This window comes from Qipengyuania sp. (assembly GCF_964227205.1).
GTDB lineage: Bacteria > Pseudomonadota > Alphaproteobacteria > Sphingomonadales > Sphingomonadaceae > Qipengyuania.
Genome location: NZ_CAXQVB010000001.1, coordinates 70,772 through 97,228 on the forward strand (window position 1 = coordinate 70,772; position 26,457 = coordinate 97,228).

At 65.6% G+C, this 26,457-nt stretch carries 27 protein-coding genes; 10 read left to right on the plus strand and 17 right to left on the minus strand.

Going from position 1 to position 26,457, the window contains the following annotated elements; all coding sequences use genetic code 11:
* Nucleotides 1–35 precede the first annotated feature (35 nt).
* Both ACEQZ0_RS00385 and ACEQZ0_RS00390 read left to right on the plus strand, forming a co-directional pair.
* Entirely contained in the window at nt 36–488 is a 453-nt protein-coding gene (locus ACEQZ0_RS00385; protein ID WP_370187124.1) for an MAPEG family protein, read from the plus strand.
* 14 nt (nt 489–502) lie between these two features.
* A complete protein-coding gene (locus tag ACEQZ0_RS00390; protein WP_370187126.1) occupies nt 503–949 on the plus strand; it encodes an MAPEG family protein in 447 nt (148 codons plus the stop codon).
* A 103-nt stretch (nt 950–1,052) separates the two neighbouring features.
* Here ACEQZ0_RS00390 and trxB read toward each other — a convergent pair whose 3' ends face one another.
* The 10 genes from trxB to ACEQZ0_RS00440 all read right to left on the minus strand — a co-directional run bounded on the left by trxB (nt 1,053) and on the right by ACEQZ0_RS00440 (nt 14,479).
* Nucleotides 1,053–2,036, minus strand: a complete 984-nt coding sequence (gene trxB, locus ACEQZ0_RS00395) for a thioredoxin-disulfide reductase (protein WP_370187129.1) — start codon at nt 2,034–2,036, stop codon at nt 1,053–1,055.
* A 60-nt stretch (nt 2,037–2,096) separates the two neighbouring features.
* Nucleotides 2,097–2,876 carry a tyrosine-protein phosphatase gene (locus tag ACEQZ0_RS00400; RefSeq protein WP_370187131.1) on the minus strand — a complete coding sequence of 260 codons (780 nt, stop codon included), beginning with the start codon at nt 2,874–2,876 and terminating at the stop codon, nt 2,097–2,099.
* A 51-nt stretch (nt 2,877–2,927) separates the two neighbouring features.
* On the minus strand, nt 2,928–4,334 hold the full coding sequence (locus ACEQZ0_RS00405; protein ID WP_370187134.1) for a trehalose-6-phosphate synthase: 1,407 nt from the start codon (nt 4,332–4,334) through the stop codon (nt 2,928–2,930).
* Nucleotides 4,316–6,103, minus strand: coding sequence for a glycoside hydrolase family 15 protein (locus tag ACEQZ0_RS00410; protein ID WP_370187135.1), 1,788 nt, complete (start codon nt 6,101–6,103; stop codon nt 4,316–4,318). The genes ACEQZ0_RS00405 and ACEQZ0_RS00410 overlap by 19 nt, the downstream gene beginning before the upstream one ends.
* Nucleotides 6,100–6,843, minus strand: coding sequence for a trehalose-phosphatase (gene otsB, locus ACEQZ0_RS00415; RefSeq protein WP_370187137.1), 744 nt, complete (start codon nt 6,841–6,843; stop codon nt 6,100–6,102). The genes ACEQZ0_RS00410 and otsB overlap by 4 nt, the downstream gene beginning before the upstream one ends.
* Nucleotides 6,844–6,889: 46 nt before the next feature.
* The gene (locus ACEQZ0_RS00420; protein WP_370187140.1) at nt 6,890–7,585 is read right to left on the minus strand and encodes a TIGR02281 family clan AA aspartic protease; all 696 of its coding nucleotides are present in this window, start codon (nt 7,583–7,585) and stop codon (nt 6,890–6,892) included.
* Between the two features lie 18 nt (nt 7,586–7,603).
* Nucleotides 7,604–8,602, minus strand: coding sequence for an L-histidine N(alpha)-methyltransferase (gene egtD, locus ACEQZ0_RS00425; RefSeq protein ID WP_370187143.1), 999 nt, complete (start codon nt 8,600–8,602; stop codon nt 7,604–7,606).
* A complete protein-coding gene (gene egtB / locus ACEQZ0_RS00430; protein ID WP_370187146.1) occupies nt 8,602–9,861 on the minus strand; it encodes an ergothioneine biosynthesis protein EgtB in 1,260 nt (419 codons plus the stop codon). The genes egtD and egtB overlap by 1 nt, the downstream gene beginning before the upstream one ends.
* Before the next feature lie 185 nt (nt 9,862–10,046).
* A complete protein-coding gene (locus tag ACEQZ0_RS00435) occupies nt 10,047–11,420 on the minus strand; it encodes a class II 3-deoxy-7-phosphoheptulonate synthase (protein ID WP_370187148.1) in 1,374 nt (457 codons plus the stop codon).
* Nucleotides 11,421–11,542: 122 nt separating this feature from the next.
* The gene (locus ACEQZ0_RS00440) at nt 11,543–14,479 is read right to left on the minus strand and encodes a M16 family metallopeptidase (protein WP_370187151.1); all 2,937 of its coding nucleotides are present in this window, start codon (nt 14,477–14,479) and stop codon (nt 11,543–11,545) included.
* Nucleotides 14,480–14,579: 100 nt separating this feature from the next.
* Here ACEQZ0_RS00440 and ACEQZ0_RS00445 point away from each other — a divergent pair, with 100 nt between their 5' ends.
* The 7 genes from ACEQZ0_RS00445 (at nt 14,580) to ACEQZ0_RS00475 (ending at nt 18,828) form a co-directional block, all read left to right on the plus strand.
* The gene (locus tag ACEQZ0_RS00445) at nt 14,580–15,161 is read left to right on the plus strand and encodes a NifU family protein (RefSeq protein WP_370187154.1); all 582 of its coding nucleotides are present in this window, start codon (nt 14,580–14,582) and stop codon (nt 15,159–15,161) included.
* A 28-nt stretch (nt 15,162–15,189) separates the two neighbouring features.
* Nucleotides 15,190–15,798 (plus strand): malonic semialdehyde reductase, encoded by a 609-nt coding sequence (locus ACEQZ0_RS00450; RefSeq protein ID WP_370187156.1) that lies wholly within the window; start codon nt 15,190–15,192, stop codon nt 15,796–15,798.
* Nucleotides 15,799–15,834: 36 nt separating this feature from the next.
* On the plus strand, nt 15,835–16,446 hold the full coding sequence (tsaB, locus tag ACEQZ0_RS00455; protein ID WP_370187159.1) for a tRNA (adenosine(37)-N6)-threonylcarbamoyltransferase complex dimerization subunit type 1 TsaB: 612 nt from the start codon (nt 15,835–15,837) through the stop codon (nt 16,444–16,446).
* On the plus strand, nt 16,443–16,895 hold the full coding sequence (locus tag ACEQZ0_RS00460; protein ID WP_370187162.1) for a GNAT family N-acetyltransferase: 453 nt from the start codon (nt 16,443–16,445) through the stop codon (nt 16,893–16,895). The genes tsaB and ACEQZ0_RS00460 overlap by 4 nt, the downstream gene beginning before the upstream one ends.
* Before the next feature lie 117 nt (nt 16,896–17,012).
* Entirely contained in the window at nt 17,013–17,453 is a 441-nt protein-coding gene (locus ACEQZ0_RS00465) for a MucR family transcriptional regulator (protein ID WP_370187164.1), read from the plus strand.
* Nucleotides 17,454–17,528: 75 nt separating this feature from the next.
* Complete coding sequence (locus tag ACEQZ0_RS00470) at nt 17,529–17,951, plus strand: Fur family transcriptional regulator (protein WP_050600369.1); 423 nt, start codon at nt 17,529–17,531, stop codon at nt 17,949–17,951.
* A complete protein-coding gene (locus ACEQZ0_RS00475; RefSeq protein WP_370187166.1) occupies nt 17,923–18,828 on the plus strand; it encodes a lysophospholipid acyltransferase family protein in 906 nt (301 codons plus the stop codon). Before ACEQZ0_RS00470 ends, ACEQZ0_RS00475 begins: the two co-directional genes overlap by 29 nt.
* Here ACEQZ0_RS00475 and ACEQZ0_RS00480 read toward each other — a convergent pair.
* The 7 genes from ACEQZ0_RS00480 to ACEQZ0_RS00510 all read right to left on the minus strand — a co-directional run bounded on the left by ACEQZ0_RS00480 (nt 18,825) and on the right by ACEQZ0_RS00510 (nt 24,744).
* The gene (locus tag ACEQZ0_RS00480) at nt 18,825–19,709 is read right to left on the minus strand and encodes a LysR substrate-binding domain-containing protein (RefSeq protein ID WP_370187169.1); all 885 of its coding nucleotides are present in this window, start codon (nt 19,707–19,709) and stop codon (nt 18,825–18,827) included. The two genes, ACEQZ0_RS00475 and ACEQZ0_RS00480, sit on opposite strands and share 4 nt — an antisense overlap.
* A gap of 68 nt (nt 19,710–19,777) precedes the next feature.
* The gene (locus tag ACEQZ0_RS00485) at nt 19,778–20,644 is read right to left on the minus strand and encodes a hemolysin family protein (protein ID WP_370187171.1); all 867 of its coding nucleotides are present in this window, start codon (nt 20,642–20,644) and stop codon (nt 19,778–19,780) included.
* 72 nt (nt 20,645–20,716) lie between these two features.
* Nucleotides 20,717–21,202, minus strand: coding sequence for an rRNA maturation RNase YbeY (gene ybeY / locus ACEQZ0_RS00490; RefSeq protein WP_370187839.1), 486 nt, complete (start codon nt 21,200–21,202; stop codon nt 20,717–20,719).
* Nucleotides 21,203–21,246: 44 nt separating this feature from the next.
* A complete protein-coding gene (locus tag ACEQZ0_RS00495) occupies nt 21,247–21,591 on the minus strand; it encodes a GIY-YIG nuclease family protein (RefSeq protein ID WP_370187173.1) in 345 nt (114 codons plus the stop codon).
* A gap of 7 nt (nt 21,592–21,598) precedes the next feature.
* Entirely contained in the window at nt 21,599–22,642 is a 1,044-nt protein-coding gene (locus tag ACEQZ0_RS00500; RefSeq protein ID WP_370187176.1) for a PhoH family protein, read from the minus strand.
* Between the two features lie 195 nt (nt 22,643–22,837).
* Nucleotides 22,838–24,178: a tRNA (N6-isopentenyl adenosine(37)-C2)-methylthiotransferase MiaB gene (gene miaB, locus ACEQZ0_RS00505; RefSeq protein ID WP_370187177.1), complete on the minus strand. Its 1,341-nt coding sequence runs from the start codon at nt 24,176–24,178 to the stop codon at nt 22,838–22,840.
* A gap of 104 nt (nt 24,179–24,282) precedes the next feature.
* A complete protein-coding gene (locus tag ACEQZ0_RS00510; protein WP_370187180.1) occupies nt 24,283–24,744 on the minus strand; it encodes a peptidylprolyl isomerase in 462 nt (153 codons plus the stop codon).
* Between the two features lie 185 nt (nt 24,745–24,929).
* Between ACEQZ0_RS00510 and mgtE the strand changes: the two genes are divergently transcribed.
* On the plus strand, nt 24,930–26,378 hold the full coding sequence (gene mgtE, locus ACEQZ0_RS00515) for a magnesium transporter (RefSeq protein WP_370187183.1): 1,449 nt from the start codon (nt 24,930–24,932) through the stop codon (nt 26,376–26,378).
* Nucleotides 26,379–26,457: the final 79 nt, after the last annotated feature.

Consider the following 26,457-nt stretch of genomic DNA (forward strand, 5'->3'; position numbering starts at 1 on the left):
TCTGCCGCCGAGGGTCGAGAGGGGAGAATTCACCAATGCAAGCCCAGATGCTCGCACCGGCGGCGGTGCTCGTGGCGTGGTCGCTCGTCATGCTGTTCTGGACGGCGTTCACACGCTTTCCGGCCATGTCCAAGAGCGGCATGGACCTCAAGAATGCCAAGCCCGGCGGGCGCGGCCAGGATCTCGAAGGCGTGTTGCCCGACAAGGTTCAGTGGAAGGCGCACAATTACGCGCACCTGATGGAACAGCCCACGATCTTCTACGCTGCGGTCGTCATCATCGCGTTGATGGGGGCAAGCGCCATGGATGCGCTGTTCGCCTGGATCTACGTCGGGCTGAGGATCGTTCATTCGGTCTGGCAGGCTACGGTCAACAAGGTCTCGGTCCGCTTTCCGCTGTTCCTGCTCGGTACGCTGGCGCTGGCCTACCTCGCTTGGCGCGCCATCGCGCTGACACTGTTCAACGACCCCGGCCTCGCGCCGGCCTGATGGGGATGATCCCGATGATCGAATCGCAAATCTTTCAGCCCGTCGTCGCGCTGCTGGCGTGGACCATGGTCATGTGGCTGTGGATGTACGCCACCCGCATTCCGGCGATGTCACAGTCCGACCAACTCCCGCCGATCTCGCAGATCAAGGGCGGTAAAGGCACGGATCTCGATGCCATACTGCCGGCGGAAGTGCAGTGGAAAGCCCATAACTACAATCATTTGCACGAACAGCCGACGGTATTCTACTCGGTCTGCCTGGTGCTGGCTCTGGCGGGTCAGGGCGACGGGATGAATGCGCTGCTGGCGTGGATCTATGTGGGCCTCAGGATCATCCACTCGCTCGTCCAGGTGACGGCGAATGTGGTGATGGTGCGGTTCATTCTCTTCGCGCTGTCGAGTCTGGTGCTGATCGCACTGATCTTCCACGCAGCGGTTTTCGCCTTCGACATTCCCCTCTGAGGCTGTCTCTGCCCCCGCGCACGGGGGCCGGGGCGTCGACCAGAGCATCAAGGCACTTGCGGTTCGAGGGCCCCGCCCGTGCGGGGCCATCGCTGCTCCGTGCCTACTCCGCCGCTTGGACCTCATGGGCGTGGCCATCGGCGTCGATTTCGAGATGCGCCAGGAAACGCTCGGCATCGAGCGCGGCCATGCACCCCATGCCCGCCGCCGTGACCGCCTGGCGATAGACCTTGTCGGTCACGTCGCCGGCGGCAAACACGCCCGGAACCTCGGTCTTGGGCGAGCCAGGCTCGGTGAGCAGGTAGCCGCCCTCGTCCATCGGCAGCTTGCCCTTGAACAGCTCGGTGGCCGGGGCATGACCGATGGCGACGAAGGCACCGTCGGCCTCCAGCGTGCTGGCTTCGCCGGTCACCGTGTCGCGCAGGTTGAGATGGTGTAGCGCGCCGGTGTCGCCCGCCTCGAAGCTGTCGACGGTCTTGTTCCAGATCACGCTGATCTTGGGGTGGTTGAGCAGGCGCTCCTGCAGGATCTTCTCCGCGCGCAGCTCGTCGCGGCGATGGATCAGCGTCACGTCGTCGGAATGGTTGGTGAGGTAGAGCGCTTCCTCGACCGCGGTATTGCCGCCGCCGATCACCGCGACCTTCTTGCCGCGATAGAAGAACCCGTCGCAGGTTGCGCAGGCCGATACACCCTTGCCGCCCAGTTCCATCTCGCCCGGAACGCCGAGCCACTTGGCCTGCGCGCCGGTGGCGATGACGAGCACGTCGGCGACATATTCATCGCCGCTGTCGCCCACCGCCCGGAAGGGCGAGCCGCCCGCGAGATCGACGTCGACGATCGTGTCCCACATCATCCGCGTGCCGACATGTTCGGCCTGCTTCTGCATCTGCTCCATCAGCCAGGGGCCCTGGATGACGTCGGCAAAGCCGGGATAGTTCTCGACATCGGTGGTGATCGTCAGCTGGCCGCCGGGTTGCAGGCCCTGCACCACGATCGGCTCCATCATCGCACGCGCCGCGTAGATCGCGGCGGAGTAGCCCGCAGGGCCCGAGCCGATGATGAGCATCTTGGTGCGATGGGTAGCCATGTCGTCAAATCCGTCAGTCTGAAAAGTGTCGCGGCTATATGGGAAGCCGAGGCGCGAGAGTCACGCCACGAAGCGCTCAATCAGCGCATCGCGCAAGGCGTCATCCACACCTATCGCCTTTTCGAGGTAGCCGTCGAAGCTGCCGTGGCGCTGGCTCGCGATCTCGAGATAGCGGTCGAGATACTCCTCGCGCACGCCAAGCAGGTCCCTGGCGGCGCCCTCGTCGAGTTTGCGTCCGAGCCGTGCCTCGATCCCCGGGAGCGACTGGCGCGCGAGGATATCGAAGGTCGGGCTTTCGTTGGTGCGCAGGAATTCGCGCCGCTGATCGTCCTCCGACACGCCGAGGATATGGAGCAGCATGGTCGCCGCCACGCCCGTGCGATCCTTGCCGGCATAGCAATGGACGAGGCTCGCCCCGTCTCGCTCGGCGAGAATAGTAAGGTAGCGACCGAACATGTCGATCATCGCCGGATTGTCGGGCATGCGAGTATAGACCGCGAGCATCCGCTCGCGCGCGAAATCGCTCGCGGTCATCTCGGGTTCGATATCCATATGCGGCGGGCTGCTGGTAGTCTCGCCCTCGTAAAACACCACCTCGCCGTCGAAACCCTCGACCCGGCGGCACGGATGGGCAGAGCGCTCGCTCTCGCCGCGCAGGTCGATCACCGTATGGATGCCGAGCGGCGCGATCGCGGCAAGATCTTCGTCGGTCGCTTCGACATGGTGGCCCGAGCGATAGAGCAGCCCGGTGCGGACGGTGCCGCCCGACTGGGTCTGCCAGCCGCCGTAATCGCGGAAATTGTGAATGCCCTGTGTGTCGAGAAATGCGTCGCGAATCATGCGCGCGAGCGTGGCAGCGGCGTGTGACAAGCGCAATCGCGCATGGCCGGTTCAGGCAGTGCCGAGATCGCGCAGGAAGTTTGCCGTCCAGTCCTGGACATTGTCGTCGCGCACGGTGGCGATCATCGCCTCATAGCGTCGCTTGCGCTCCTCCAGCGGCATGTCGAGCGCGGTGCGGATGGCATGGGCGATATCGTCAGGGCTGTGCGGATTGACCAGCACGGCATCGGGGAGTTGTGCCGCCGCACCGGCGAAGCGCGAGAGAATCAGGATCCCGGGGTCCTCGGGATCCTGCGCGGCGACATATTCCTTGGCGACGAGGTTCATCCCGTCGCGCAAGGGGGTGACAAGGCCGATTTTGGCGGCACGAAAGAAACCGAACAGCTCGGCATGGCTGTAACCGCGGTTGACGTAGCGGATCGGCACCATGTCGACCTCGCTGCGGGCGCCGTTGATCTGGCCGCATTTCTGCTCGAGCTCGGTGCGGATCTTCTGATAGCTGTCGACATCCTCGCGGCTTGGCGGCGCGATCTGGATGAAGACAAGGTCGCGGGCACGGTCCGGATTCTTGTCGAAGAAGCGCCCGATGCCGTCGATCCGTTCGGGAAGGCCTTTCGAATAATCGAGCCGGTCGACGCCGATCATCGCCGTGCGACGCCGGGTCGAGCTCATCAGCCGCTGCTGTGCCTGCCGCGCCTCGCCGGTTTCGCCGAGCTGCGAGAAATGGTCCCAGTCGATACCGATCGGATAGGCCCGCGCGATGGTCGTGCGTCCCTCGAAGCTGACCTTGCCGCTGGCGGGGTCGATCTCAGCACCCAGCTCGTGCTCGCAATAGTGGAGGAAGCTGTCGAGCCATTCCTCGGTCTGGAAGCCCACCACGTCGTAATAGAGCAACGTTCGCACCAGCCGCTCGTGATAGGGCAACGAAACGAACAGCCGCGTCGGCGGCCAGGGGATGTGGAGGAAAAATCCGATCCGGTTTTTCAGCCCGCGCGAACGCAGCCGCTCGCCCAACGGGATGAGATGGTAGTCATGCACCCATACCACGTCGTCGCGCTCGATCAGCGGCGCGGACAATTCGGCGAAGCGCTCGTTGACGCGCTCGTAACCCTTGCCAGTCTCGACCTCGTACTGCGCCAGGTCTAGCCGGAAGTGAAACAGCGGCCACAAGGTCGCATTAGCATAGCCGTTGTAATATTCGTCGATATCACGCTGCGAGAGGTCGATCGTGGCAGTGGTCACGCCGTCATTGGTTTGCGTATCGATATGACCGGTGCGGCCACTCTCGCTTTCCTGCCCCGACCAGCCGAACCACAAGCCCCTGCGCGACTTGAGCGCGGCGTGGAGCGCGCCTGCAAGGCCGCCTTGCGCCCCGGCGGCACCCCGCGCCTTGGGCACTGCTACGCGATTGGAAATAACAATAAGTCGGGGATCGCAAGTCAGCGGACTTCGCTCCATGGTTTGCTCAGCAGGCCGGCACAATTGATTATACCGACAAGCGAATAGGTCTGGGGGAAGTTCCCCCACAATTCGCCGGTCTCGTAATCGAGATCTTCGCTCAGCAGGCCCGATTGCGTGGTGTGGCTGAGCATGGCCTCGAAGATATCGCGCGCCTCGTCCTTGCGCCCGACCAGGCCGAGCGCCTCGATCAGCCAGAAGGTGCAAACGTTGAAAGCGGTTTCGGGAGCACCGAAATCGTCTTCCGCGGCATAGCGCAGCATGTGGTCGCCGCGCCGCAGGTCGCGTTCGATGGCAGCGAAGGTCTTGAGGAAGCGCTCGTCGTCGGGCTTGAGATAGCGCAGTTCGACCATCTGCAGCAGGCTGGCATCGAGATAGCCGTTCTCGAAGCTGGCGCCGTAATGTTGGCCATCCTCCTTCCAGGCCTCGGCTTCGATTTTCGCCCGGATCGCCTCGGCCCGCTTCTTCCAGAAGGTTACCCGGTCGCCCTTGCCCAGCCGCGCGGCCACGTTCGCCAGGCGATCGCAGGCCGCCCAGCACATCACCGCCGAATAGGTATGGACTTCCTGGCGGGTGCGGAATTCCCACAGGCCTGCATCGGGCTTGTCATGCTTGGCCCAGGCCGCCTCGCCCACTTCTTCGAGATGCGCGAAATCGGTTTCGTCGGCCATGCGCAGCAGGCGATTGTCGAAAAAGGCCTGCGCCGTCGGGAGGACGATCTGGCCGTAGCAGTCGTATTGCACCTGCTTGTAGGCGGCATTGCCCACGCGCACCGGCCCCATGCCGCGATAGCCGGCAAGGTGGGTCGCCTCGTATTCATGCAGCTCTTCGGCGCCCATCACCGAATAGAGCGGCTGGATCTGCCCGCCGCGGGCCTGGTCGACGATGTTGCGCAGATAGGCGAGGTATTTTTCGAGCACGTCGAGCGCGCCGAGCCGGTTGAGCGCCTGGACGGTGTAATAGCTGTCGCGGATCCAGCAGTAGCGATAATCCCAGTTGCGCTGGCTGCCCGGCGCTTCGGGGATCGAGGTGGTCAGCGCGGCGACGATCGCGCCGGTTTCCTCGTGCTGGCACAGCTTGAGCGCGATCGCGGCGCGGATCACTTCTTCCTGCCATTCGAGCGGGATATGCAGCCCGCGAACCCAGTGCTGCCAATAGCGTGCGGTCATCGCCTCCATCCGGCGGACCTCGCTGCGGATATTGCCGACGAAGGGTTCGTCGGGCCCGAGAAAGAAATGCTGGTCGCTCTCCACCCGGTAGCTGCGGCCCTCGAGAACATAGCCGACCGGCGCATCGGTCGAGAGGCGCAGCGCCTGCGGGCCGATCAGGTAGCGGATGTGATTGGTGCCGTTGGTGGTCGCGGCCATTCCGGCGCCGTATTCCTTCATCGGCGCCAGCACCACGCGCATCCGCGGCGCGCCTGCCACGGGGCGAACGATCCGGGCATAAGCGAGAGGCCGGTACATCCGGCCCGAACGCTCGAAGCGCGGGGCGAAATCGTGGATCTCCACTGCGCTCCCGTCTGCGCTCTCGAGCCGGGTGATGAGGATCGCGGTGTTGCGCTCGTAGCGCTGCGTTGCCCTGGTCTGGTCGTCGAGTTCGAAGCGCCAGATTCCGCGGTCGCGCGTAGCGCCGTTGAGCAGAGAGCAGAACACGGGATCGCCATCGACCCGGGGAACGCAGCCCCAGACGAAGCCGCCCTCGCGGTCGACCAGCGCGCTGACCTGGCAATTGCCGATGGGGGAAAGCTCGAGATCAGCCTGCATCATATCTCCAACCAGTTGTGCACTGCAGCAACGCTGTCGAGCCGGTATCGTGCCCGCGCGCTCGGCCGTTCGCCCACGGCGATGCCGAAACCGCCATAGCTCTGGGCCCCGGCGAAGCCGTCTTCATCGGTCACGTCGTCGCCGACGAAGACGGGCATCGCACCGGCGAAGGGGGGCTCGTTCATGAAGGCGCGAACCGCGCCCTCCTTGCTCGCCCCTTGCCGGACCAATTCGGCTACGGACTTGCCGCGCTTGACTGCGAGCCCGTGTTCTTTGGCAAGCGAGGCAGCGAAGGCCTGCGCCAGTTCAGCGCATTCGGGGCGCCGGCGATAATGCAGCGCCCCGCCATGGCTCTTGGCTTCGTAGCGCAGGTCATGGTCCTGCGCGAACTGGCGCAATCGGGTCACGACCGTTTCGGGCAGGGGTTCGGGCACCGTTCCGGCGAGGCGACCGTCCGAATGGACGCGGTGAAGGCCGTGCGACCCCGCGCGCGCCAAGGCCAGCGGCCCAAGGTGCCCGGCGATATCGTCGAGCGCGCGCCCGCTGACCAGCGACAACCGTCCGCCGAGGCGGTCGCGCAGCGCCTCGAGCCCTTCGACCAGCGCGGGAGGAACGACGATGGCATCGGGATCGGCGGCGATTTCCACCAGCGTGCCGTCGAAATCGATGAACAGCGCCAGCGGCCCGGCTGCAAGCAGCGCGCCGAGCGGCGGAGGAGCGGGAAGCGTGGTCGGACCGTCCATCGCCAACCGACCTAGCGGCTCGGAGGCTGCGGTCAAACCGCGGAGACTATGAAATCGTATCCTCGGCCTTGGGAACCAGGATCAGCGTATTGTCCTCGACCCGCCACGAACCGAGCCGCGCGAGTACGTTCATGCCGATCACGTTGAAGTCGCCGAAGCTCTCGGCGATCGCCGCGTCGGTGCCGCTGGCACTGACATTGCCGAAGGTCAGGCGGTCGACCGTGGCGACATGCGCCTGCACCGTGCCATTTGCGGTGCCGAGCATGATCGGGATGCCGCCGCGGCGCGGTTCGAGGCCGGCACGCTCGGCCAGCGGCGCCGAAATGGCGGTCAGCGTGGCGCCGGTATCGATCATGAAATTGCCGGGCACGCCGTTGACATCGGCGCGAACCCAGAAATGGCCGTCGGCAGACAGCGGGATGCGCGTTTCGCCTCCCTCGACGACCTGTTCGGGAAGGCCGATCTGCGGGACGGCGACATCGAATCGCGGATCGAAGCGCGACAGCTGGAGCACCACCGCGAGCAGGATCGCACCGAGCGCGAGCGAGCTGGCGGTGCGCAGGAACCCGCCGAGCGCCGAACGCTTGGCGAGAATCGCGCCGATCCAGCCGACCACCATCGCCGCCACCGCCGCGATCAGCAGTTCGGAGCGCGGGATTGCACGCAAGGTGTCGGCTGCAGCGCTGAAGACGAGCTCGAGTTCCATGCCGACCATATAGGTACGCGCCTGTGACGCGTCCATGAATTCGCTTCAGTGCCGCTAGGGCGCTTCGCGCTGTTCGGTCGCTCGGGCCAGCGTGAGCGAGAAGCGATTGTCTGCGTCGAGCCAGCGCTTCTCGGGGGTCCAGCCGCCTGCGAGCAGCAGCAGGTTGGCGCTGCGGCGGGTAAACTTGTGACTGTTTTCGGTATGGATCGTCTCGCCCTTGCGCATGGCGAAGCGCTCGCCCGACACCTCGAAGGCGATGTCGCGCGTGGCGGCGAGATGCATTTCGATCCGCGCCATCGCATCGTTCCACACCACGCGGTGTTCGAGCGCGTCTTCGGGAATGGTACCGTCGAGTTCGCGGTTGATCCGGGTGGCGAGATTGCGGTTGAAGGCTGCGGTGACACCCTCGGCATCGTCATAGGCGGCTTCCAGCATCGCCCGGTCTTTGATCAGGTCCATGCCGATCAGCAGCAGCGGGCTCTCGCCCTCGTCGGCACCGAGCGTCGCGCGCATCGACCGCAGCAGGTCGACTGCGGTGCGCGGCACCATGTTGCCGATCGTCGAACCGGGAAAGAAGCCGAGCTTCTTGAGCGGTTCGATTTCCTCGGGCAGCGCCACGCGCCGCATGAAATCGGCCTCGACCGGATGGACCGGCAGGCCGGGGAATTTCTCCGCCAGCCCGGCTGCGCTCTCGCGCAGGAAATCGCCCGAAATGTCGAGCGGGACATAGGCGGCGGGATCGATCGCGCGCAGCAGGAGCGGGGTCTTGACCGAACTGCCCGAACCGAATTCGACCACCGCCCTGTCGGGACCGATCAGTTTCGCAAATTCCTCACCGCGCGCCTCGAGAATCTCGGTTTCGGCGCGCGTCGGATAGTATTCGTCGAGCCCGGTGATCGCCTCGAACAGGCGCGACCCCTCGTCGTCGTAGAACCAACGGGCGGGCACGGCCTTCTGGCGCTGGCGCAGCCCCTTGAGCACATCGGCGCGAAAGGCGCGGTCGACACCGTCTTCGTCGCGATCGACCAGGGCAATTCCGGTGTCGTTACTCATCACAAATCCTTTGCCAGCCGGAGGCCGGTGAATTGCCAGCGCTGGTGAGGGTAGAAGAAGTTGCGGTAGCTGGGGCGCGAATGGCCGCGCGGCGTGGCACAGCTGGCCCCCTTGAGCACGAACTGCCCGCTCATGAACTTGCCATTGTATTCACCCACCGCGCCGGCGGCGGGCCGGAACCGGGGATAGGGCAGATAGGCCGAGCGGGTAAACTGCCAGCAGTCGCCGAACAGTCCCTCGCTGCCGCAGGGCAGCGGCGGCGCGGCGTCGTCGAGCTGGTTGCCGCCACGCGGGTCATGTGCCGGTGCCTCCCCTTCCTGGCCGCGGGCTATGGCTTCCCATTCGAACTCTGTCGGCAAACGGTTACCAGCCCAGGTGGCGAAAGCATCGGCCTCGTAGTAGGAGATATGCGCGACCGGCGCGTCGGGCTTGCGTTCCTGCCAGCCGCAGTGGGTGAAATGTTCGCCCTCGCGCCAGTAGAGCGGCGCGCGAATTGCGTTCTCGCGCACCCAGGCCCAGCCGTCGGACAGCCACAGCGTCGGCGTGTCGTATCCGCCATCGGCGATGAAGGCATCCCACTCGCGATTGGTGACGAGCCGTCGGGCCAGCGCGAAGGGTTCGAGCAGGACGCGGTGCGCCGGCCCCTCGTTATCGAAAGCGAAGCCGCTCGCCTGGTGGCCGATCCGCGCGATCCCGCCGGGGTGGCTGTGCCAGCCGTCTGCGCCAGGCCGCCCCGTGTCACGAGCCGCATCCCACATCGCCACGCCGAACGGGTTCTGGAACAGCGCATGCTTGATGTCGGTCAGCAGCAGCTCCTGGTGTTGCTGCTCGTGGGCGAGGCCAAGCTCGATCAGCGGCGCAAGGTCATCGCGCGCGAACAGCGGGGCCATGGCCTCGTCGACATGCGCGCGCCAGTCGAGCACTTCGGCAAGGTTCGGGCGCGACAGCATCCCGCGCGAAAAGCGTGCGATCCGCTCGCCCTCGGCCTCGTAATAGGAATTGAACACGAAGGGCCAGCTTTCGTCGTAGAGCCGGTAACCGTCGCGGTGGTCGCGCAGCAGGAAGGATTCCCAGAACCACGTCGTATGCGCGAGATGCCACTTGGCCGGGCTCGCATCCTCCATCGACTGCAAGGTCGCGTCGGCTTCGTTGAGCGGTTGCACCAGAGCCTCGCTCAAGCGCCGGACCGCCTCGTAGCGAGCCTCGAGTGAATGGCCTGGCGCAGGCCGGGATTCGGGCCGGGCACGGGTCATCGCCATCCCCCCTTCGTAGCGGTCGCCGGAAATTGGCGACCACGGCCCACCATGGCGCAATTCCGTGACCGTTTAAAGCCCGGCGTAGAAAAGCCGTGTCCGAACAGGAGTATGTGTCGCATTCCTGCGATCAATGCCGAGGCATTGCACGGGTTCCCTGTACCAGTTCACCGCGCTTTCGGCGGCTTCGATTAGGCCGCGTCGGCCTGCCGCACCGCCTGCTCCTCGTTGAGCATCTCGGCGATGAGGAAAGCGAGTTCGAGCGACTGCGCCGCATTGAGCCTCGGGTCGCAATGCGTGTGATAGCGGTCCTTGAGCGCCTCGTCGGTTATCGCCACGGCGCCGCCGACGCATTCGGTCACATCCTGCCCCGTCATCTCGACATGGATCCCGCCGGGATGCGTGCCTTCGGCGCGGTGGACGGCGAAGAATCCCTTCACCTCGGAAAGAATGCGATCGAAGGGGCGCGTCTTGTAGCCGCTGTCCGATTTCACGACATTGCCGTGCATCGGGTCGCAGCTCCACACCACCGGATGTCCCTCGGCCTTCACCGCGCGTACGAGGCGCGGCAGGCCCTCTTCGACCTTGTCGTGGCCGAAGCGGCTGATCAGCGTGATCCGTCCCGGCTCACGCGCGGGGTTGAGCGTGTCGAGCAGCTTGAGCATCGCGTCGGTTTCGAGGCTTGGCCCGCATTTCATGCCCAGCGGATTGCCGATGCCGCGCGCGAATTCGACATGCGCGCTGCCTTCGAAGCGAGTGCGGTCGCCGATCCAGACCATGTGTGCGGATGTGTCGTACCAGTCGCCGGTCAGGCTGTCGCGGCGGGTCAGCGCCTGCTCGTAGGGGAGCAGCAGCGCCTCGTGGCTGGTGTAGAAACTGGTGCGCTGAAGCTGCGGCAGGACCTGCGGATCGACCCCGCAGGCTTCCATGAAATCGAGCGCCTCGCCGATGCGGTCGGCGATGTCGGAGAATTTGTCCGCCCACGGGCTGCGGCCCATGAAGTCGAGCGTCCACTGGTGGACCTGGCGCAGGTTCGCATAGCCGCCGGTGGCGAAGGCGCGCAGCAGGTTCAATGTCGCGGCGGCCTGCGAATAGGCGCGCACCATGCGCTGCGGATCGTTGGTCCGGCTGGCCTCGTCGAAATCGATGCCGTTGATGTTGTCGCCGAAATAGCTTGGCAGCGTCACCGAACCTTGCGTTTCGGTGTCCGAGCTGCGCGGCTTGGCGAACTGGCCTGCCATGCGGCCGACCTTCACCACCGGCTTCTTGCTGGCGAAGGTCATCACCACCGCCATCTGCAGCAGCACGCGGAAGGTGTCGCGGATGTTGTTCGGATGGAATTCGGCGAAGCTTTCGGCGCAGTCGCCGCCCTGGAGCAGGAAGGCGCGACCCTCGGCCACTTCGGCAAGGTCGGCCTTGAGCGCGCGCGCCTCGCCCGCAAACACCAGCGGGGGGTGCGTTTCTAGCGAACCGATCGCATCCGCGAGAGCCGCGGCGTCGGGATAGGTCGGCAGGTGCCGTGCCTCGTGTCCCTGCCAGCTATCGGGTGCCCAATTGGTCGCCATCGTCTCTTCCGTTTGCGGCGCCGGAGTTGGCGCCTGAATGCCCGCCTTTAGCAGACGAGCATGCATCATGTCGCAAGCAGCATTTGCTTGGCCAGCTTAAAAACCCGATTGCAGTGACCGTATCAGCGGCCTGCCGCCTTGCCTTCGACCACCGCGGTTGCCAGCTCCTGCCCTTCGGGAATCACCGCGAGGCGCCAGCCCGCGCGCGAGCCGAAATATTTCTGCGCCAGCGCTTGCAACTCGGAGGGCGGGGTCTGGGTGTAGTCGGCCAGCAGGTAGCGCAGCAGCGCGATCCGCCGTGGCTCGACCGTCGCATTCTCGAGCTGGTAGAGCCAGAACAGGTTCCCGGTCGAAGCGCGGCTGACATATTGCCGCAGGGGTTCGACCACGCGGTTGTATTCATCCTCGCCAACCGGCGCGGCGGCGAGATCCTTGGCAATCCGTTCGGCCTCGGCGAAGAATACGGGCACATCCTCGGGTCGCAGCTGCGCCATCGCGGCGATCCGGCCGCCACCCTCGACATCGCTCGGCCAGTCGGAACGGACCACCGGGGCATAGCTTGCCCCCGCATGCTCGCGCATGGCTTCCATCAACCGGTTGTTGAAGACCGAGGCGAGCACTTCCAGGCGGCGCGATTCGCGCAGGTCATCGACCCCGCCCCCGGTCGGCCAGGCGATGACCGCCGCCGCCTGGTTGGCATCGCCGCGGTGACGGCGGACGACCGTCTCGCCCGCGTCGGGAAACTCGCTGACCCGGTCGAGCACCGCCGCAGGGGGCGTTGCGCGCGGAGCCAGCGCGCCGAAGGTTCGGCGCAGGCTCTCGATCGTCGCCTCCTTGTCGAATTCGCCGAACACCAGCACTTCGACCGGCCCCTGCTCGAGCAGCGGCTCCCAGACCTTGCGGAAGCCTTCGGGCGTCGCCGCGTCGAACATTTCGGGCGTCGGCGTGCGGAAGCGCGGATCCTCGTCGTTGAGCAAATATTCCAGATCGCGCTTGAGAATGCCGCCGGGGTTGGCCGAATAGCTTTCATAGGCGAGCTTGCCCGCAGCCTTGGCGCGGATCACGGGCCTGGGGTCCCAGCCCGGCATCGCTAGCTTGGCGGCGAAGAGATAGAGCTGCTCTTCGAGGTCCTGCTCGCGCGTCTGGGCGAAGAAGCTGAAGGCGCCGTCGCCGGTCTGGAAATCGAAGCCGAACTTGCGGCCGGTGGAGAGCAGGTCGAGCTGTTCCTGGTCGAGCTCGCCGATCCCCGAACCGATCAGCGCTGCGTAGCCGAGATTGGCGTAGACCGCCTGGTCGGGCTCGATCGCGCGATAGCCCGCGCCGAAGCGGACCTTGACCGCCACGCGGCCGGGTTCGGCATCGTTCGCCCACAGGATCGCCTTGACGCCATTGGCGAAGTCGACCTGTTCGATATCGAGCACGCCGATCGGTCCCTGCGCGGTGATCTCGCCGGGGGGCCCCACCGGCGGGAGGTCGTCGAAGGAAATCGCCTGCGCTGCAACGCGCGCATTCGCATCGGCGGCAACGTCCTCGCGCAAGGCCGCGCGGATCTCCGCCTCACTCGCCTCGCCCGCCTCGGGCGTGATATAGACGGCGCGGATCACCGCACCGGAGAACAGCGCGCGGGTATGCTCCAGCACCCTTTCGGGCGTCACCTTAGCGCGCATCGAGTTGAACACCTTGAGGACGGTATCGGGCGCGGCGACCGCCTCGCGGATGTCGACCGCATTGACGATGTCGTCGGCCAGCCGGGGGCCGGGCAGCACGCGCTGCTGTTCGACCTGGCTCTTGAAGACGATCTCGAACTCGGCAAGCTCGCGGTCGATCTCTTCCTGCGAAGGCGGTGTCGCCAGCGCATCGGCGATCACCCCGCGCACGTCGTCGAGCGCAGCCTTCCAGTCGCCGGTCAGCGGCGCGAAATTGACGAAGGTCATATCGGCCGAACGGCTGACGTCGTCCTGCGCGACCTGCGCATAGAGATAGCTGCCGCCAGCGCGCGCGCGCGATTCGAGCCGCCGGTTGATCAGCGATTGCGCCAGCGCATCGCGCAGCAGGCCCTCATTATAGGCGATGGTATCCTGCACCGGGCGCCAGGGGCGCATCACCGCATAGCTGAACGAGCGCGGCAGGTCGGGTTCGACCACCACGCCGACCTCACCCACCGGATTGGCCGGATCGGCCCCCGCGGGTGCGACCGGATCGCCGAAATCGGGCGCCGGAGTCATCGGCCCCTGCCCCTTCCAGTCGCCGAACCACCGCTCGATTTCCGCGGCGAGTTGCATCGGATCGATATCGCCGGCAGCGACCACCACGGTATTCTCCGGGCGGTACCAGCGCTTGTAGAAGGCGGAAACGCTGGCCCCGGTTGCCGCCTTGAGCGATGCCTCGGTGCCGATCGGCACGCGGTCGGCCAGCCGCTGCCCGGCGAACAGCACTTCGCGGCTGGCATTGCCCGCGCGTTCGGCAGCGCCGCCGCGTTCGCGCTTTTCGGCGAGCACGATAGGCACTTCCGCCCTGACGTTGGCATCGCTCAGGACCGGGCTGCGAACCATGCCCGACAGCAGTTTCATGCTCTCGGCAAGCTTGGCGGAATCGACATTCGGCAGGTCGAGCTTGAAGACCGTCTGCGTCGGACTGGTTTCGGCATTGGTATCGCTGCCGAAGGTCGCCCCCAGCCGCTGCCAGGTCGGGATCGCCTCGGCGGGACCGAGATACTTGCTCTCGCGGAACAGCAAGTGCTCGAGCAGGTGCGCATAGCCGCGCTCGGAATCCTCTTCGTATAGCGATCCCGCATCGATGCGCACACGCACCGAGACCTGATCGGGCGGGACGCCGTTCTTGCGCACCGCATAGCGCACCCCGTTGGGCAGCGTGCCGAAGATCCACTCCTTGTCGCGCGGGACGTCGCTGCCTTCGTAAATCCACGGCGTGCCCCCTTCGGGCGTAAGATACTGCGGCGTGGGCGTAGCCGGTTCCTGCGCGAGCAGGGGCTGCGGAACGAGCAGCGCGGCGGGGAGGACGAGCGCGAGACGCCTGAGGGCGCGCGGGATTTGTGTCATGCAGGGCATATAGGCGGGCAATGAGTGAAGGCTAGGTGAATGTTGGCAGGACAAGCGTTCCTTCCTTGCCCATGCCTCGCACGCTCCCTACATCGCCAGCATGTTCATCGAGACAGAAACCACGCCCAATCCCGCGAGCCTCAAATTCATGCCCGGCCAGCAGGTCATGGGCCAGGGCACGCGCGAATTCGCCACGCCCGAAGCCGCCGAGGCCAGCCCGCTGGCGCAGGCGATCTTCGACACGGGCGAAGTCGAGAACGTCTTCTTCGGCGGCGATTTCGTCACCGTCACCGCAGCCCCCGGCGTCAGCTGGACCGATCTCAAGCCGCAGGTCCTGGCGATCCTGCTCGACCATTTCGTGTCGCAGGCGCCGCTGTTCGCCCCCGGCTCGGCCGGCGGCATTTCGGTTCCCCCCGAAGACGATGGCATGGCGGTCGAGGAGCGCGAGGAAGACGCCGACATCATCGCGCAGATCAACGAACTGCTCGAGACCCGCGTGCGCCCGGCCGTGGCCGGCGACGGCGGCGATATCCAGTATCGCGGTTTTCGCGACGGGGTCGTCCACCTCCAGATGCAGGGCGCCTGCTCGGGCTGCCCCTCGTCCACTGCAACCCTCAAGCACGGAATCGAGGGGCTGCTGAAACATTATGTCCCCGAGGTCGTTGAAGTTCGCGCCGCCTGACCGACCGTTTTCAAGACCGGGAATTTCCATGACCAAGCAGTTTCACGACACGGCGCTGTCCGCCGAGGCCCTCGACCAGCTCTTCCGCGAGGCGCGCAGTTACAATGGCTGGCTCGCCAAGCCCGTGAGCGACGAGCAGGTTCACGCGATCTACGAACTCATGAAGATGGCGCCGACCTCGGCCAATATGCAGCCCGCGCGGATCGTCTGGGTGAAATCTGACGAAGCGAAGGCGAGGCTCGCCGCGCACGCCATGGAGGCGAACAAGGACAAGATCCTTACCGCTCCGGTCACCGCGATCATCGGATACGACATCGATTTCCACGAGGAACTGCCCTGGCTGTTCCCGCATACCGACGCGAAGAGCTGGTTCGAGGGCGACGAAGAAGGCCGCAAGGAAGGCGCGTTCCGCAATTCCTCGCTCCAGGGCGCCTATCTGATGCTCGCCGCGCGCGCGCTCGGCCTCGATTGCGGGCCGATGTCGGGCTTCGACAATGCCGCGGTCGACGAAGAGTTTTTCGGCGACGATCCGAAGCACAAGAGCAATTTCATCTGCTCGATCGGCTATGGCGATCCGAAGAGCATCTTCGACCGCAGCCCGCGCCCCGATTTCGACCGCTTCAACCGCATCGCCTGACTTGCAGCCGCGCCCCGGCTGGGGCAGTGCGCGATCATGCGTATCCTGGCCATAGAAACTGCCACCGAGGCCTGTTCGGTCGCGCTGTTCGAGGACGGCGTGCCGCTCGGCGCATGCCATGAAGTGCTGGGCCGTGGTCACGCCGAACGGCTCGTCCCGATGATCGCCGAATTGCCCGACAAGGGCCGCGCGGAGCAAATACGCGTCTCGCTCGGACCGGGAAGCTTCACCGGCGTGCGGATCGGCCTCGCGGTCGCGCGGGCGCTCGGCATAGCTTGGCAGGCCGAGGTGCGAGGCTATCCCACACTCGCGCTGGTCGCTGCCATGGCGCAGGCGGAGCGGCGGGTCGCCGCGACGGTCTGCATGACCGGCGGCCATCGCGAGTGGTTCGTACAGGATTTCGACGCCGAGGGCCTGCCCGCGTCGCCCCTTGCCTCGCTGGCACCCGAAGCAGCGGCAAGGCGCGGCGTGTCGGCCATCCTCGCCGGATCGAAAGCGATCGAACTCGGCCAGCTAACCGCCGTGTCGCCGGGTTCGGTCCGCCTGCCCGACGCCCGCCATGCGCTGGCGCTGCCCGAAAGCCTGCTGCGCGCCGAGCTCGCACCGCTTTATGGCCGCCCGCCCGATGCGAGGCCACCCGGGCGATGAACGAACTCGACCAGCTGATGGCGGTCATGGAGGCAGCCTTCGACCCGCATTGGCGCGAAGCATGGACGCGCCAGCAGGTCGCCAATTCGCTGGCCATGCCCCATACTTACGCGATCCTTGTCGATGCGGCCGGTGGTGAAGTAAAACACGGGAACGAAGCCGCCGGTTTCATCCTCGCCCGTCGCGCTCCCGGTGAAGAAGAACTGCTGTTGATCGGGGTGCACCCCGACCGCCGCGGCCGCGGGCTCGGGCGCGGGTTGATCGAAGGCTTCGCCGCCCATGCCCGCAAGGCGGGTGCAGAGCGTATCTTCCTGGAAATGCGGGCGAACAACCCGGCGGAGAGCCTTTATCGCAGCTGCGGCTTCGAGCCGATCGGGCGGCGGGCGAACTATTATCGCACGCTCGACGGAACCCCTCTCGACGCGATTACATTCGCGCGAAAGTTGTAAGAACGCGACAGAAATAATCCGTAATAACCCTCGTTGCATTTTCTTGTCGATTTTATACAATGCAACCTAGAGCGGGTCGTATCGCGAATGACATCCCTCAATTCAAAAGGGCAAGTAATGGAAGATTTCGAGACCGACATGACCGAGACGCTGATCACCCTGACATCGGACATCGTCGCTGCACATGTGAGCAACAACAACGTAGATGTGAACGAGGTACCGACGCTGATCTCGAACGTCTATTCGGCGCTTTCGGGCCTCGGCACCGCTGGCGGAGCTTCGGAAGAAGTCCCCGACCCGGCCGTTTCGATCCGTTCTTCGGTCAAGAAAGACCATCTCGTCTGCCTCGACTGCGGCAAGAAGATGAAAATGCTCAAGCGGCATCTCTCGACCGAGCACGACTTGACTCCCGAAGAATATCGCGCGCGCTGGAACCTGTCGGCCGACTATCCGATGGTCGCCCCCGACTATGCCGCGACCCGCCGCGACCTCGCGGTGAAGATCGGCCTCGGCCGCAAGCCCGGCCAGAAGCGCGGTCGCAACAAGAAGGCTGCCTAAAGCCCATCGGTTCGCCTTGAGGAAGACGCCCCGGCCCGATAAGGGTACGGGGCGTTTTTCATGCGGGAACCCACATTGCACCAGAAGATCGACCTCGAGCAGCTCTGCGCCGACAAGGGATTGCGGATTACCGAGCAGCGCCGCGTGATCGCGCGGGTCCTGTCGGAAAGCGACGACCATCCCGATGTCGAGTTGCTCCACGAACGCGCCAACAAGATCGATTCGGGAATATCGATCGCCACGGTCTACCGTACCGTGCGCCTGTTCGAGGAGGCCGGCATTCTCGACCGGCACGATTTCGGCGACGGCCGCGCGCGCTATGAAGCGGCGCCCGAGGCGCATCACGACCATCTGATCGATGTCGAGACGGGCAAGGTGGTCGAATTCGTCGACCCCGAGATCGAGGCGCTGCAGAAGCAGATCGCCGCGAAGCTCGGCTACCGCCTGGTCGATCACCGGCTGGAACTCTATGGCGTCCGCCTCGACCGCGAAGGCTGAGCGCCGGCTCGCAAAGTATACCGCGCGGCGGCTGGCTGCGGCGCGGGGCGAGAAGGTCGCCTTGTCGGGCGCCGGCTGGGCGCGCTTCATCCTGCGTACGCTCGCGATCCTGATCCTGCTGCTGGTGTTCGTGCCGCTCCACTATCTCTACCGCGTCTTTGCCTATGGCTCGCCCTTCCCGATGCTGTTCCTGCGCTATACGACATGGATCGTCGGAGCGCGGCTGAAGGTGGTCGGTACGCCACTGCGACGCGACGTCTTTTTCATCGCCAACCACATCAGCTGGATCGATATCCTCAGCATGGCGGGGGCCAGCGGCACCGCCTTCGTCGCCAAGCAGGAACTGGCCGACGTCCCGGTGATCGGCTGGCTATGCGGGCTCAACCGCACGGTCTTCGTCAAGCGCGAAAACCGGATGGGCGTGGCCGAACAGATCAATGCGCTGAAGGAAGCCTTTGCCGACAACTGGTCGGTGACCGTCTTCCCCGAAGGCACCGTCACCGACGGGCATTCGCTGCTGCCGTTCAAGAGCTCGATGCTTTCGGTGCTCGAACCGCCGCCGCCGGGCGTGATGGTCCAGCCGGTGGTGCTCGATTACGGCGCGCATTCGGAAGAAATCGCCTGGGTGGGCGAGGAAAGCGGGCTTCACAACGCCATGCGGGTCATGGCGCGCAGGGGCAGCTTCGCGCTGACGCTCTACTATCTGGAACCCTTCAGCCCGGTCGAATATCGCGGTCGCAAGGCCATTGCCGCCAAGGCCCGCGAGGAAATCGAGGAACGGCTCGTCGCAAACCTCGGCAAGCCGCTGCGCGATTTCCAGCATGTCGTCGAAGCGGTACGCTACCGGCCCAAGCCGGCCGATACCGAAGCCGGTTAGAGCCCGGCCTTCACCAGCCAGTCGTGGAACAGCCGCACCGGCCGTTCTTCCAGCGCGGTCGGCTTGCACACGAACCAGTAGCTGTAGGGGCTTTCGACATCGACATCGAACAGCGTCGCCAGCCTGCCGTCGGCGGCGCGGCGCATGTGATCGTCATGCATGATCGCAATGCCCAGGCCCTGCGCGGCAGCTTCGAGCATCAGCTGGCCCGAATCGAAATGGTCGATCGCCGCCGGTTCGAGCTCGGGCATGCCGATCTCGGCCCGCCAGGCGGTGAAGCTTTCGGAGAGCTCGTTGTGGATGAGGAAGGTCTGCCGCGCGAGCTTTTCCGCATCGGGCACGGGGCCAATCTTGTCGGCCAGCTCGCGGCTGCAGATCGCGTGGACCTTGTTGTAGTCGAGCCGCACCGCATGAAGCCCGCGCGAGGGTCCGCGCGAGAGGATGATCGCCGCGTCGAGCACGTCGCCCACGCGGTCTTCCAGATGCGCGCCGGTATCGATGTCGATATGCAGCAGCGGATGCCGTTCGCGCAGATCGCCGAGCTTCGGGAACAGGCGCTGCGTCCCGAATAGCGGCAGGACGCCGAGATGCAGCCGCAGCACCGAAAGGTTTTCCGACTGGCTTTCGACCGCCCGCGCCAGCGCCTCGAGCTGCGGGTTGACCGCCTCGTAGAAGGCATGGCCGTCGTCGGTCAGCTGCATCGCCTGGCGCGCGCGGGTAAACAGTTTCTTGCCGACGAATTCCTCGAGGTTGCCGATCCGCCGCGAAAGCGCCGAAGGGCTCAGCCCGAGCTCGTCGGCCGCCGCCCTCGCCGAGCCGAGCCGCACGGTGCGAACGAAAGCCTCGAGGGCCCGCAGGGGAGGAAGTCGCCGGGTCGCCATGTGGGTTGCACGCTATGGACGCAATGCCCGCCTGTCGAGCAGGAATGTGCGAAAATCTGCAACTGCCGTCATACGGCGGTCGCGGTCTCCTCGGGGGAATGGAGGCGCAGGCGTTTGACATGCGTCTCGTCGGCGTCGGTGACTTCGATCTTCCAGCCGCTCGGGTGTTCGAGCACCCTTCCGACCGCCGGCACCTGCTCGGCGAGGACAAAGGCGAGCCCGCCCAGCGTGTCGACCGATTCCTCTACTTCGGCCAATGCGGGGGAGACCTGTTCGGCGACATCGTCGAGCTCGGCGCGGGCGTCGCAGTCCCACATCCCCTCGCCGATATCGACGATCCATTCCTCGGGCGTCTCGTCGTGTTCGTCCTCGATCTCGCCGACGATCTCTTCGACCAAGTCCTCGATCGTGATGAGCCCGTCGGTGCCCGAAAATTCGTCGACCACTACCGCCAGATGCATGCGCTGCGCGCGCATGTCGGCGAGCACGTCGAGCGCGTTGCGCGTCTGCGGGACGTAGAGCGGCTGGCGCATCAGCACGGTCCAGTCCGCCGGCGGGGTTTCGCCCCGCGCAAGGATGGTGAAGACGTCCTTGATGTGGATCATCCCGATCACGTCGTCGAGCTGGTCGCGATAGACCGGCATGCGTGAATGGCCGTGCTCGGCGAAGGCCTCGACCAGATCGTCCCAGCTGGCCTTGGCATCGATCGCGATGATCTCGCCGCGCGGCACGGCGACGTCGTCGGCGTCGTGTTCGGAGAAATGCAGCAGGTTGCGCAGCATCTGACGCTCGACCAGCGACAGGTCGCCGGTCGCCCCATCGCTCGGTGCCTGGTCGCCATTCTCGCCCTCGTGCTCGTCGATCGCCTCTTCGAGCTGCGCGCGCAGCGAGCGGTCGCCGTAATCGGGGTCGAAAAATTTCCGGATCGCGAGCATCAGCCCGCTGCTACTCTCCGCGTCTCCCGCGGGTGATGACGAATCGGGCATGGCCCTAACAATGCACTCCAGTCAGTTGCGATCCCCATATGGGTCGGCGAGGCCCAGTTTTGCAAGCGCCGCGATTTCGAGCGCTTCCATTGCCTCGGCCTGCTCATCCGAATCGACATGGTCGTGACCGGCGAGATGGAGGAGGCCGTGGACGATCAGATGCGCGGCGTGGTCGGCGAGGCTCACGCCCTTCTCCTCCGCCTCGCGCGCGCAGGTGCCAAAGGCCAAAGCGAGATCGCCGAGCAATTCGGGCGGACCGTCGGAGCTCAGGGCAAGTAGGTCGTCGCGCTCGAGCATCGGGAAGGACAGCACGTTGGTCGGCTTGTCCTTGCCGCGCCATTCGCGGTTGAGCGCATGGACCTCCTCGTCGCTGGTGAAGAGCAGCGAGGCGGACAGGCGCGGGTTGGCGATTGCAGGTTCCACCTGCGCGGTCGCCGCGTGCGCGCGCTCGGCCAGCGCGGCCCATTCGCCCGACGGCCAGCCATCGATGTCGATATCCAGTGCCAATTCCACCTCGTCATCCCCGCGCAGGCGGGGATCCCGCTCCACTTTCACATGTTCAGCGTGTCGAACAAGTCATCCCATTCGGGATTCATTCCCTCGACCCGCTTGATCTTCCAGTCGCGACGCCATTTCTTCATCGCCTTTTCGCGGGCGATAGCATCCTCGATATCGTCATGGTGTTCGACATAGACAAGCCGTGTCAGATCGTAGCGAGCGGTAAAACCCCCACCCTTCCCTGCGCGATGTTGAACCGTTCTTGCGGCTATGTCTGCGGTCACGCCGATGTACAGCGTGCCGCGATAGCGATCCGCCATGATGTAGACGTAGCCGCCCTTCTCGAAAGTCACGCCGAGAGCTAGCGGGACCCCCGCCTGCGCGGGGGTGACGAGCAAGGGCTGGTCACGAACTCGGCCCTTCGTAGGCCTCGACGATGCGTCCCACGATCGGGTGGCGCACCACGTCGGCGGCGGTGAAGCGGATCGTGCCGAAGCCTTCGACGCCCTCCAGCTTGCCAACCGCATCGGCGAGACCGCTCATGCCGTCGCCGCCGGGGATGTCGACCTGCCGCGGGTCGCCGCAGATGACCATGCGGCTGTTCTGACCGAAGCGGGTGAGGAACATCTTCATCTGCTCGCGCGTGGTGTTCTGCGCTTCGTCGAGGATGACGAAGGCATCGGCCAGCGTGCGCCCGCGCATGAAGGCGATCGGCGCGATCTCGATCTCGCCCGATGCCAGCCGCCGCTCGACCTGTTCGGGCGGCATGCAGTCGTAAAGCGCATCGTAGAGCGGCCGCAGGTAGGGATCGACCTTCTCCTTCATGTCGCCGGGCAGGAAGCCGAGCTTTTCGCCCGCCTCGACCGCCGGGCGGCTGAGAATCAGCCGCTGGACGCTGCCGGTGATGAGCTGTGCCACCGCCTGCGCCACCGCGAGATAGGTCTTGCCCGTCCCGGCAGGGCCGAGCGCGAAGATGATGTCGTCGCGCGCGAGGCTGCGCATGTAGGTCGCCTGCATCGCGCTGCGCGGGGCAATCGTCTTGCGCCGCGTGCGGATCATGATCGGCGGGCCGCCCTTGCCATTGCCCGGCTCGGCATCGACGATCCCGTCGAGCGTGGGTTCGTCGGACATGGTTATCAGCGCCTCGATCGCGCCCTGATCGAGATCCTGTCCGATGGCGAGCTTGTCGTACATCGCCTTGAGCACGTCGCGCGCGCGGGCGACGCTGTCTTCGGGCCCTTCGATATGCAGCTCGTTGCCGCGCGCCGCGATGAATACGCCGAGGCGGTTTTCGACCTGGACGAGATTGGCATCGAACTGGCCGAAGAGCGCGCCGAGCAGGCTCTGGTTGTCGAAGCTGAGATCGACCTGTGCGCGGCGCACTTCACGCTGCGGGGACGGCGGCGGGGTGAAGGACTGCGAATCCTTCGATGCGGGTTTGCGAGCCATATGCTCCTTTCCTGTCCGACTCGGAATGTAGGCCTCCTCGCGCGCCAGACAAGTTGGCCACCGCATGATGGCGGTGGAAAGTCACGCAGCAGTTACCTTGCCATCCCTTCGTCATACCAGCGCACGCAGGGATCTCTCGAGGCAAGGCGCCGGGCCGATACAGATCCCAGCTTGCGCTGGGATGACGGACAAAGGTCAGGCGGCCACGCGCTCGCGCAGGCGGCCGGCGAGCGAATTGGGTCCCGCCTCGACCAGCTCGACCTGCACCAGGTCGCCGATCGCCACATCGCCTTCGAACCAGGCGCTCTGCAGCCAGGGCGTCTTGCCGAGCCACTGGCCGGGATGCTTGCCCTTGCGCTCGACGAGCACCTCGCAGGTCTTGCCCACACTCGCCTCGTTGAAAGCCAGCTGGTCGCGGTTCAATGCGGCCTGGAGGCGCTGGAGGCGCTCGTCCATGACCTCTTTCGCCACCTGCCCCTCCATCGTTGCGGCGGGCGTGCCGGGACGCGGCGAATACTTGAAGCTGAAGGCCTGCGCGTAGCCGACCGCATCGACCAGCGCGAGCGTCTCCTCGAATTCGGCGTCGGTCTCGCCGGGGAAGCCGACAATGAAGTCGCCGCTCAGCGCGAGGTCGGGCCGCGCGGCGCGGAAGCGTTCGAGCAGGCGGAGATAGCTGTCGGCCGTGTGGCTGCGGTTCATCGCCTTCAGGACGCGGTCGCTGCCCGCCTGCACCGGCAGGTGGAGGAAGGGCATCAGCTTGTCGATCTCGCCATGCGCGGCGATCAGATCGTCATCCATGTCGGCCGGGTGGCTGGTGGTGTAGCGGATGCGCGCGAGGCCATCGACCTGCGCGAGATCGCGGATCAGGCCCGCAAGGCCGACCTTGTGACCCCTATCGTTCTCGCCCGACCATGCGCTGACATTCTGCCCGAGCAGCGTGATCTCCTTCGCGCCGGCTTCGACCAGCTTGCGCGCTTCGGTGACCAAATCACTGTAGGGGCGTGATATTTCGGCGCCGCGCGTATAGGGTACCACGCAATAGGTGCAGAACTTGTCGCAGCCTTCCTGCACGGTGAGAAAGCTCGCCGGATTGGTCCGCCTGCGCTCGGGCAGCGCGGCGAACTTGGCGATCGCGGGCATGTCGGTATCGGTCGAGCGTTCGCCCGCCACCGCCTTGTCGAGCATTTCGGGCAGGCGGTGATAGGCCTGCGGGCCGACCACCATGCTGACCGCCGGCGCGCGTGCCATGATCTCCTCGCCCTCGGCCTGCGCGACGCAGCCCGCGACCGCGATGATCGGCGCCTTGTCCTGCGTCTTACCCTTGGTCAGCCGGCCGATGTCCGAATAGACCTTCTCCGCCGCCTTCTCGCGAATGTGGCAGGTGTTGAGCACGACGAGGTCGGCATCCTCGCCCTCGGCCGCAGGCACGATGCCGCGCGCGCCGAGCATCTCGGCCATGCGCTCGCCGTCATAGACGTTCATCTGGCAGCCGAAGCTCTTGACCCGGTAGGTCCTGGGGGCAGTGGTCGGTTTCATCTTCTCATTTCACGTCATGATCCCCCGCGAAGGCGGGGGTCTCAGGCCACAGGCATCGCCCTTGCGGACCGAGGTCCCCGCCTTCGCGGGGACTCACGATACTCTCAGCCAACAGTCGCCTTGACGATCTTGCCCGGCTCGCGCGGGGGTTCGCCCTTGGGCAGCGCGTCGACGTGTTCCATGCCGCTCTCGACCTGGCCCCAGACGGTGTACTGGCCGTCGAGGAATTCGGCATCGTCGAAGCAGATGAAAAACTGCGAATTGGCGCTGTCGGGCACCTGGGTGCGCGCCATCGAGCAGGTCCCGCGGGTGTGCGGTTCGCTGTTGAATTCGGCCTTGAGGTCGGGCTTGTCGCTGCCGCCCATGCCGGTGCCCGTCGGATCGCCGCCCTGCGCCATGAAGCCGGGGATCACGCGGTGGAAGACGACGCCGTCGTAGAAGCCTTCGCTGGCGAGCGTGGTGATGCGCTCGACATGGCCCGGGGCGAGGTCGGGGCGCAGCTTGATCACCACGTCCTTGTTTTCGCCGTCGCCGGTATCGAGGGTGAAGGTCAGTGTGTCGGCCATTGCTCTGTCTCCAATTGGCAAGGTCCCCGCTCATGCTGAGCTTGTCGAAGCAGGGTGGATTGCGTTGCACGTGCACCCTTCGACAGGCTCGGGGTGAGCGGTGGCGGGTTGTTGTGTGGCTCTCTAGCAGGGATAGCGCCGGTGTCACGGCTTGCTTTTCGAAGCCCGCTCCCTAGAGCGACGATATGTCCGACGAGACGCCCCTCCACGAAGACGACGTCATGCTGGCGGAACCGCCGGTGGAGGAAGGCCGTCCCGACGACCGCATCGACGACGAGCGGATGGACGAGGAGAACATCCTCAAGCCCGAGTTCGTCCGCGCCGTGGCCGATGCGCTCGAGGAGGAGGACGCGCAGGCGGTCTACGACCTCGTCGAACCGCTGCACCCGGCCGACATCGCCGACCTTATCGAGCTGATGGACAAGGAGGACCGCGCGGTCCTCGCCGCGGCGATCACCGATCTGATGAGCGGCGAGGTGATCGCCGAGCTCAACGACCACGTCCGCGAGGACATGATGGAGGCGCTGCCCGCCGGGGCGGTGGCGCAGATCGTCGAGCAGCTCGAGACCGACGACGCGGTCCAGCTGATCGAGGATCTCGACGAGGCCGACCAGCGCGCCGTGCTGGCCGAGGTCGAGCTGGAAGACCGGATCGCGATCCAGTCCGCCCTCGCCTATCCCGAGGAAACCGCCGGCCGCCTGATGAGCCGCGAATTCGTCGCGGTGCCCGAGCACCTGACGGTCGGCGACCTGATCGACTATTTGCGCGACGGGCGCGACCTGCCCGACGAATTCTTCGAAGTCTTCGTGGTCGACGAGAAGCACCACCCGGTCGGCACCTGCCAGCTCTCCTGGGTGCTGCGCGCCCCGCGCGCGGTTGCGCTCGCCGATGTAATGAAGCGCGACCAGACGCTGATCCCCGTCACGCTCGACCAGGAAGAGGTCGGCCTGATGTTCCAGAAGTACAATCTCATCAGCGCCGCGGTGGTCGACGAGAACGAGCGGCTGGTCGGCCAGATGACGGTCGACGACGTGGTCCACATCATCTCCGAAGAGGCCGGCGAGGACGCGCTGCTCATGTCGGGCGCGGGCGACGGCGACATCAACGAGCCGATCCGCGAGGCCTATTCGGCGCGCGTGCGCTGGCTGGTCGCCAATCTCGGCACCGCGCTGGTCGCCTCGCTGATCATCGCCATGTTCGGCGCGGCGATCGAGAAGCTGGTCGCGCTTGCCGTGCTCATGCCGATCGTCGCCAGCATCGGCGGCAATGCCGGCACGCAGACCATGGCAGTGACCGTCCGCGCGATCGCCACCAACCAGCTGACGCGCAGTAACACGCGGCGTATCCTGCTGCGCGAAATGCGTGTGGCGCTGCTCAACGGCGTGACCATCGCCGCGCTGATCGGCATGGCCACGGGGCTGATCTTTACTCCCACGCTCGGGGCGGTGATCGCGCTCGCCATGGTGATCAATGTGGTCACCGCGGGGCTGGCGGGCGTGCTCGTGCCCGTGGCCTTCGACCGGCTCGACCAGGACCCGGCGGTGGCGAGCAGCGTCTTCGTGACGATGATCACCGATTCGATGGGCTTCTTCGCCTTCCTCGGCCTCGCCGTGGCAAGCGGGATCGCCGGATAGCGATCCTACACATGGACCGCATGTTACACGGTCCAATGCGAAAAAAGCTGCGGGCGGATGATGTGCCACGAAACCGTGG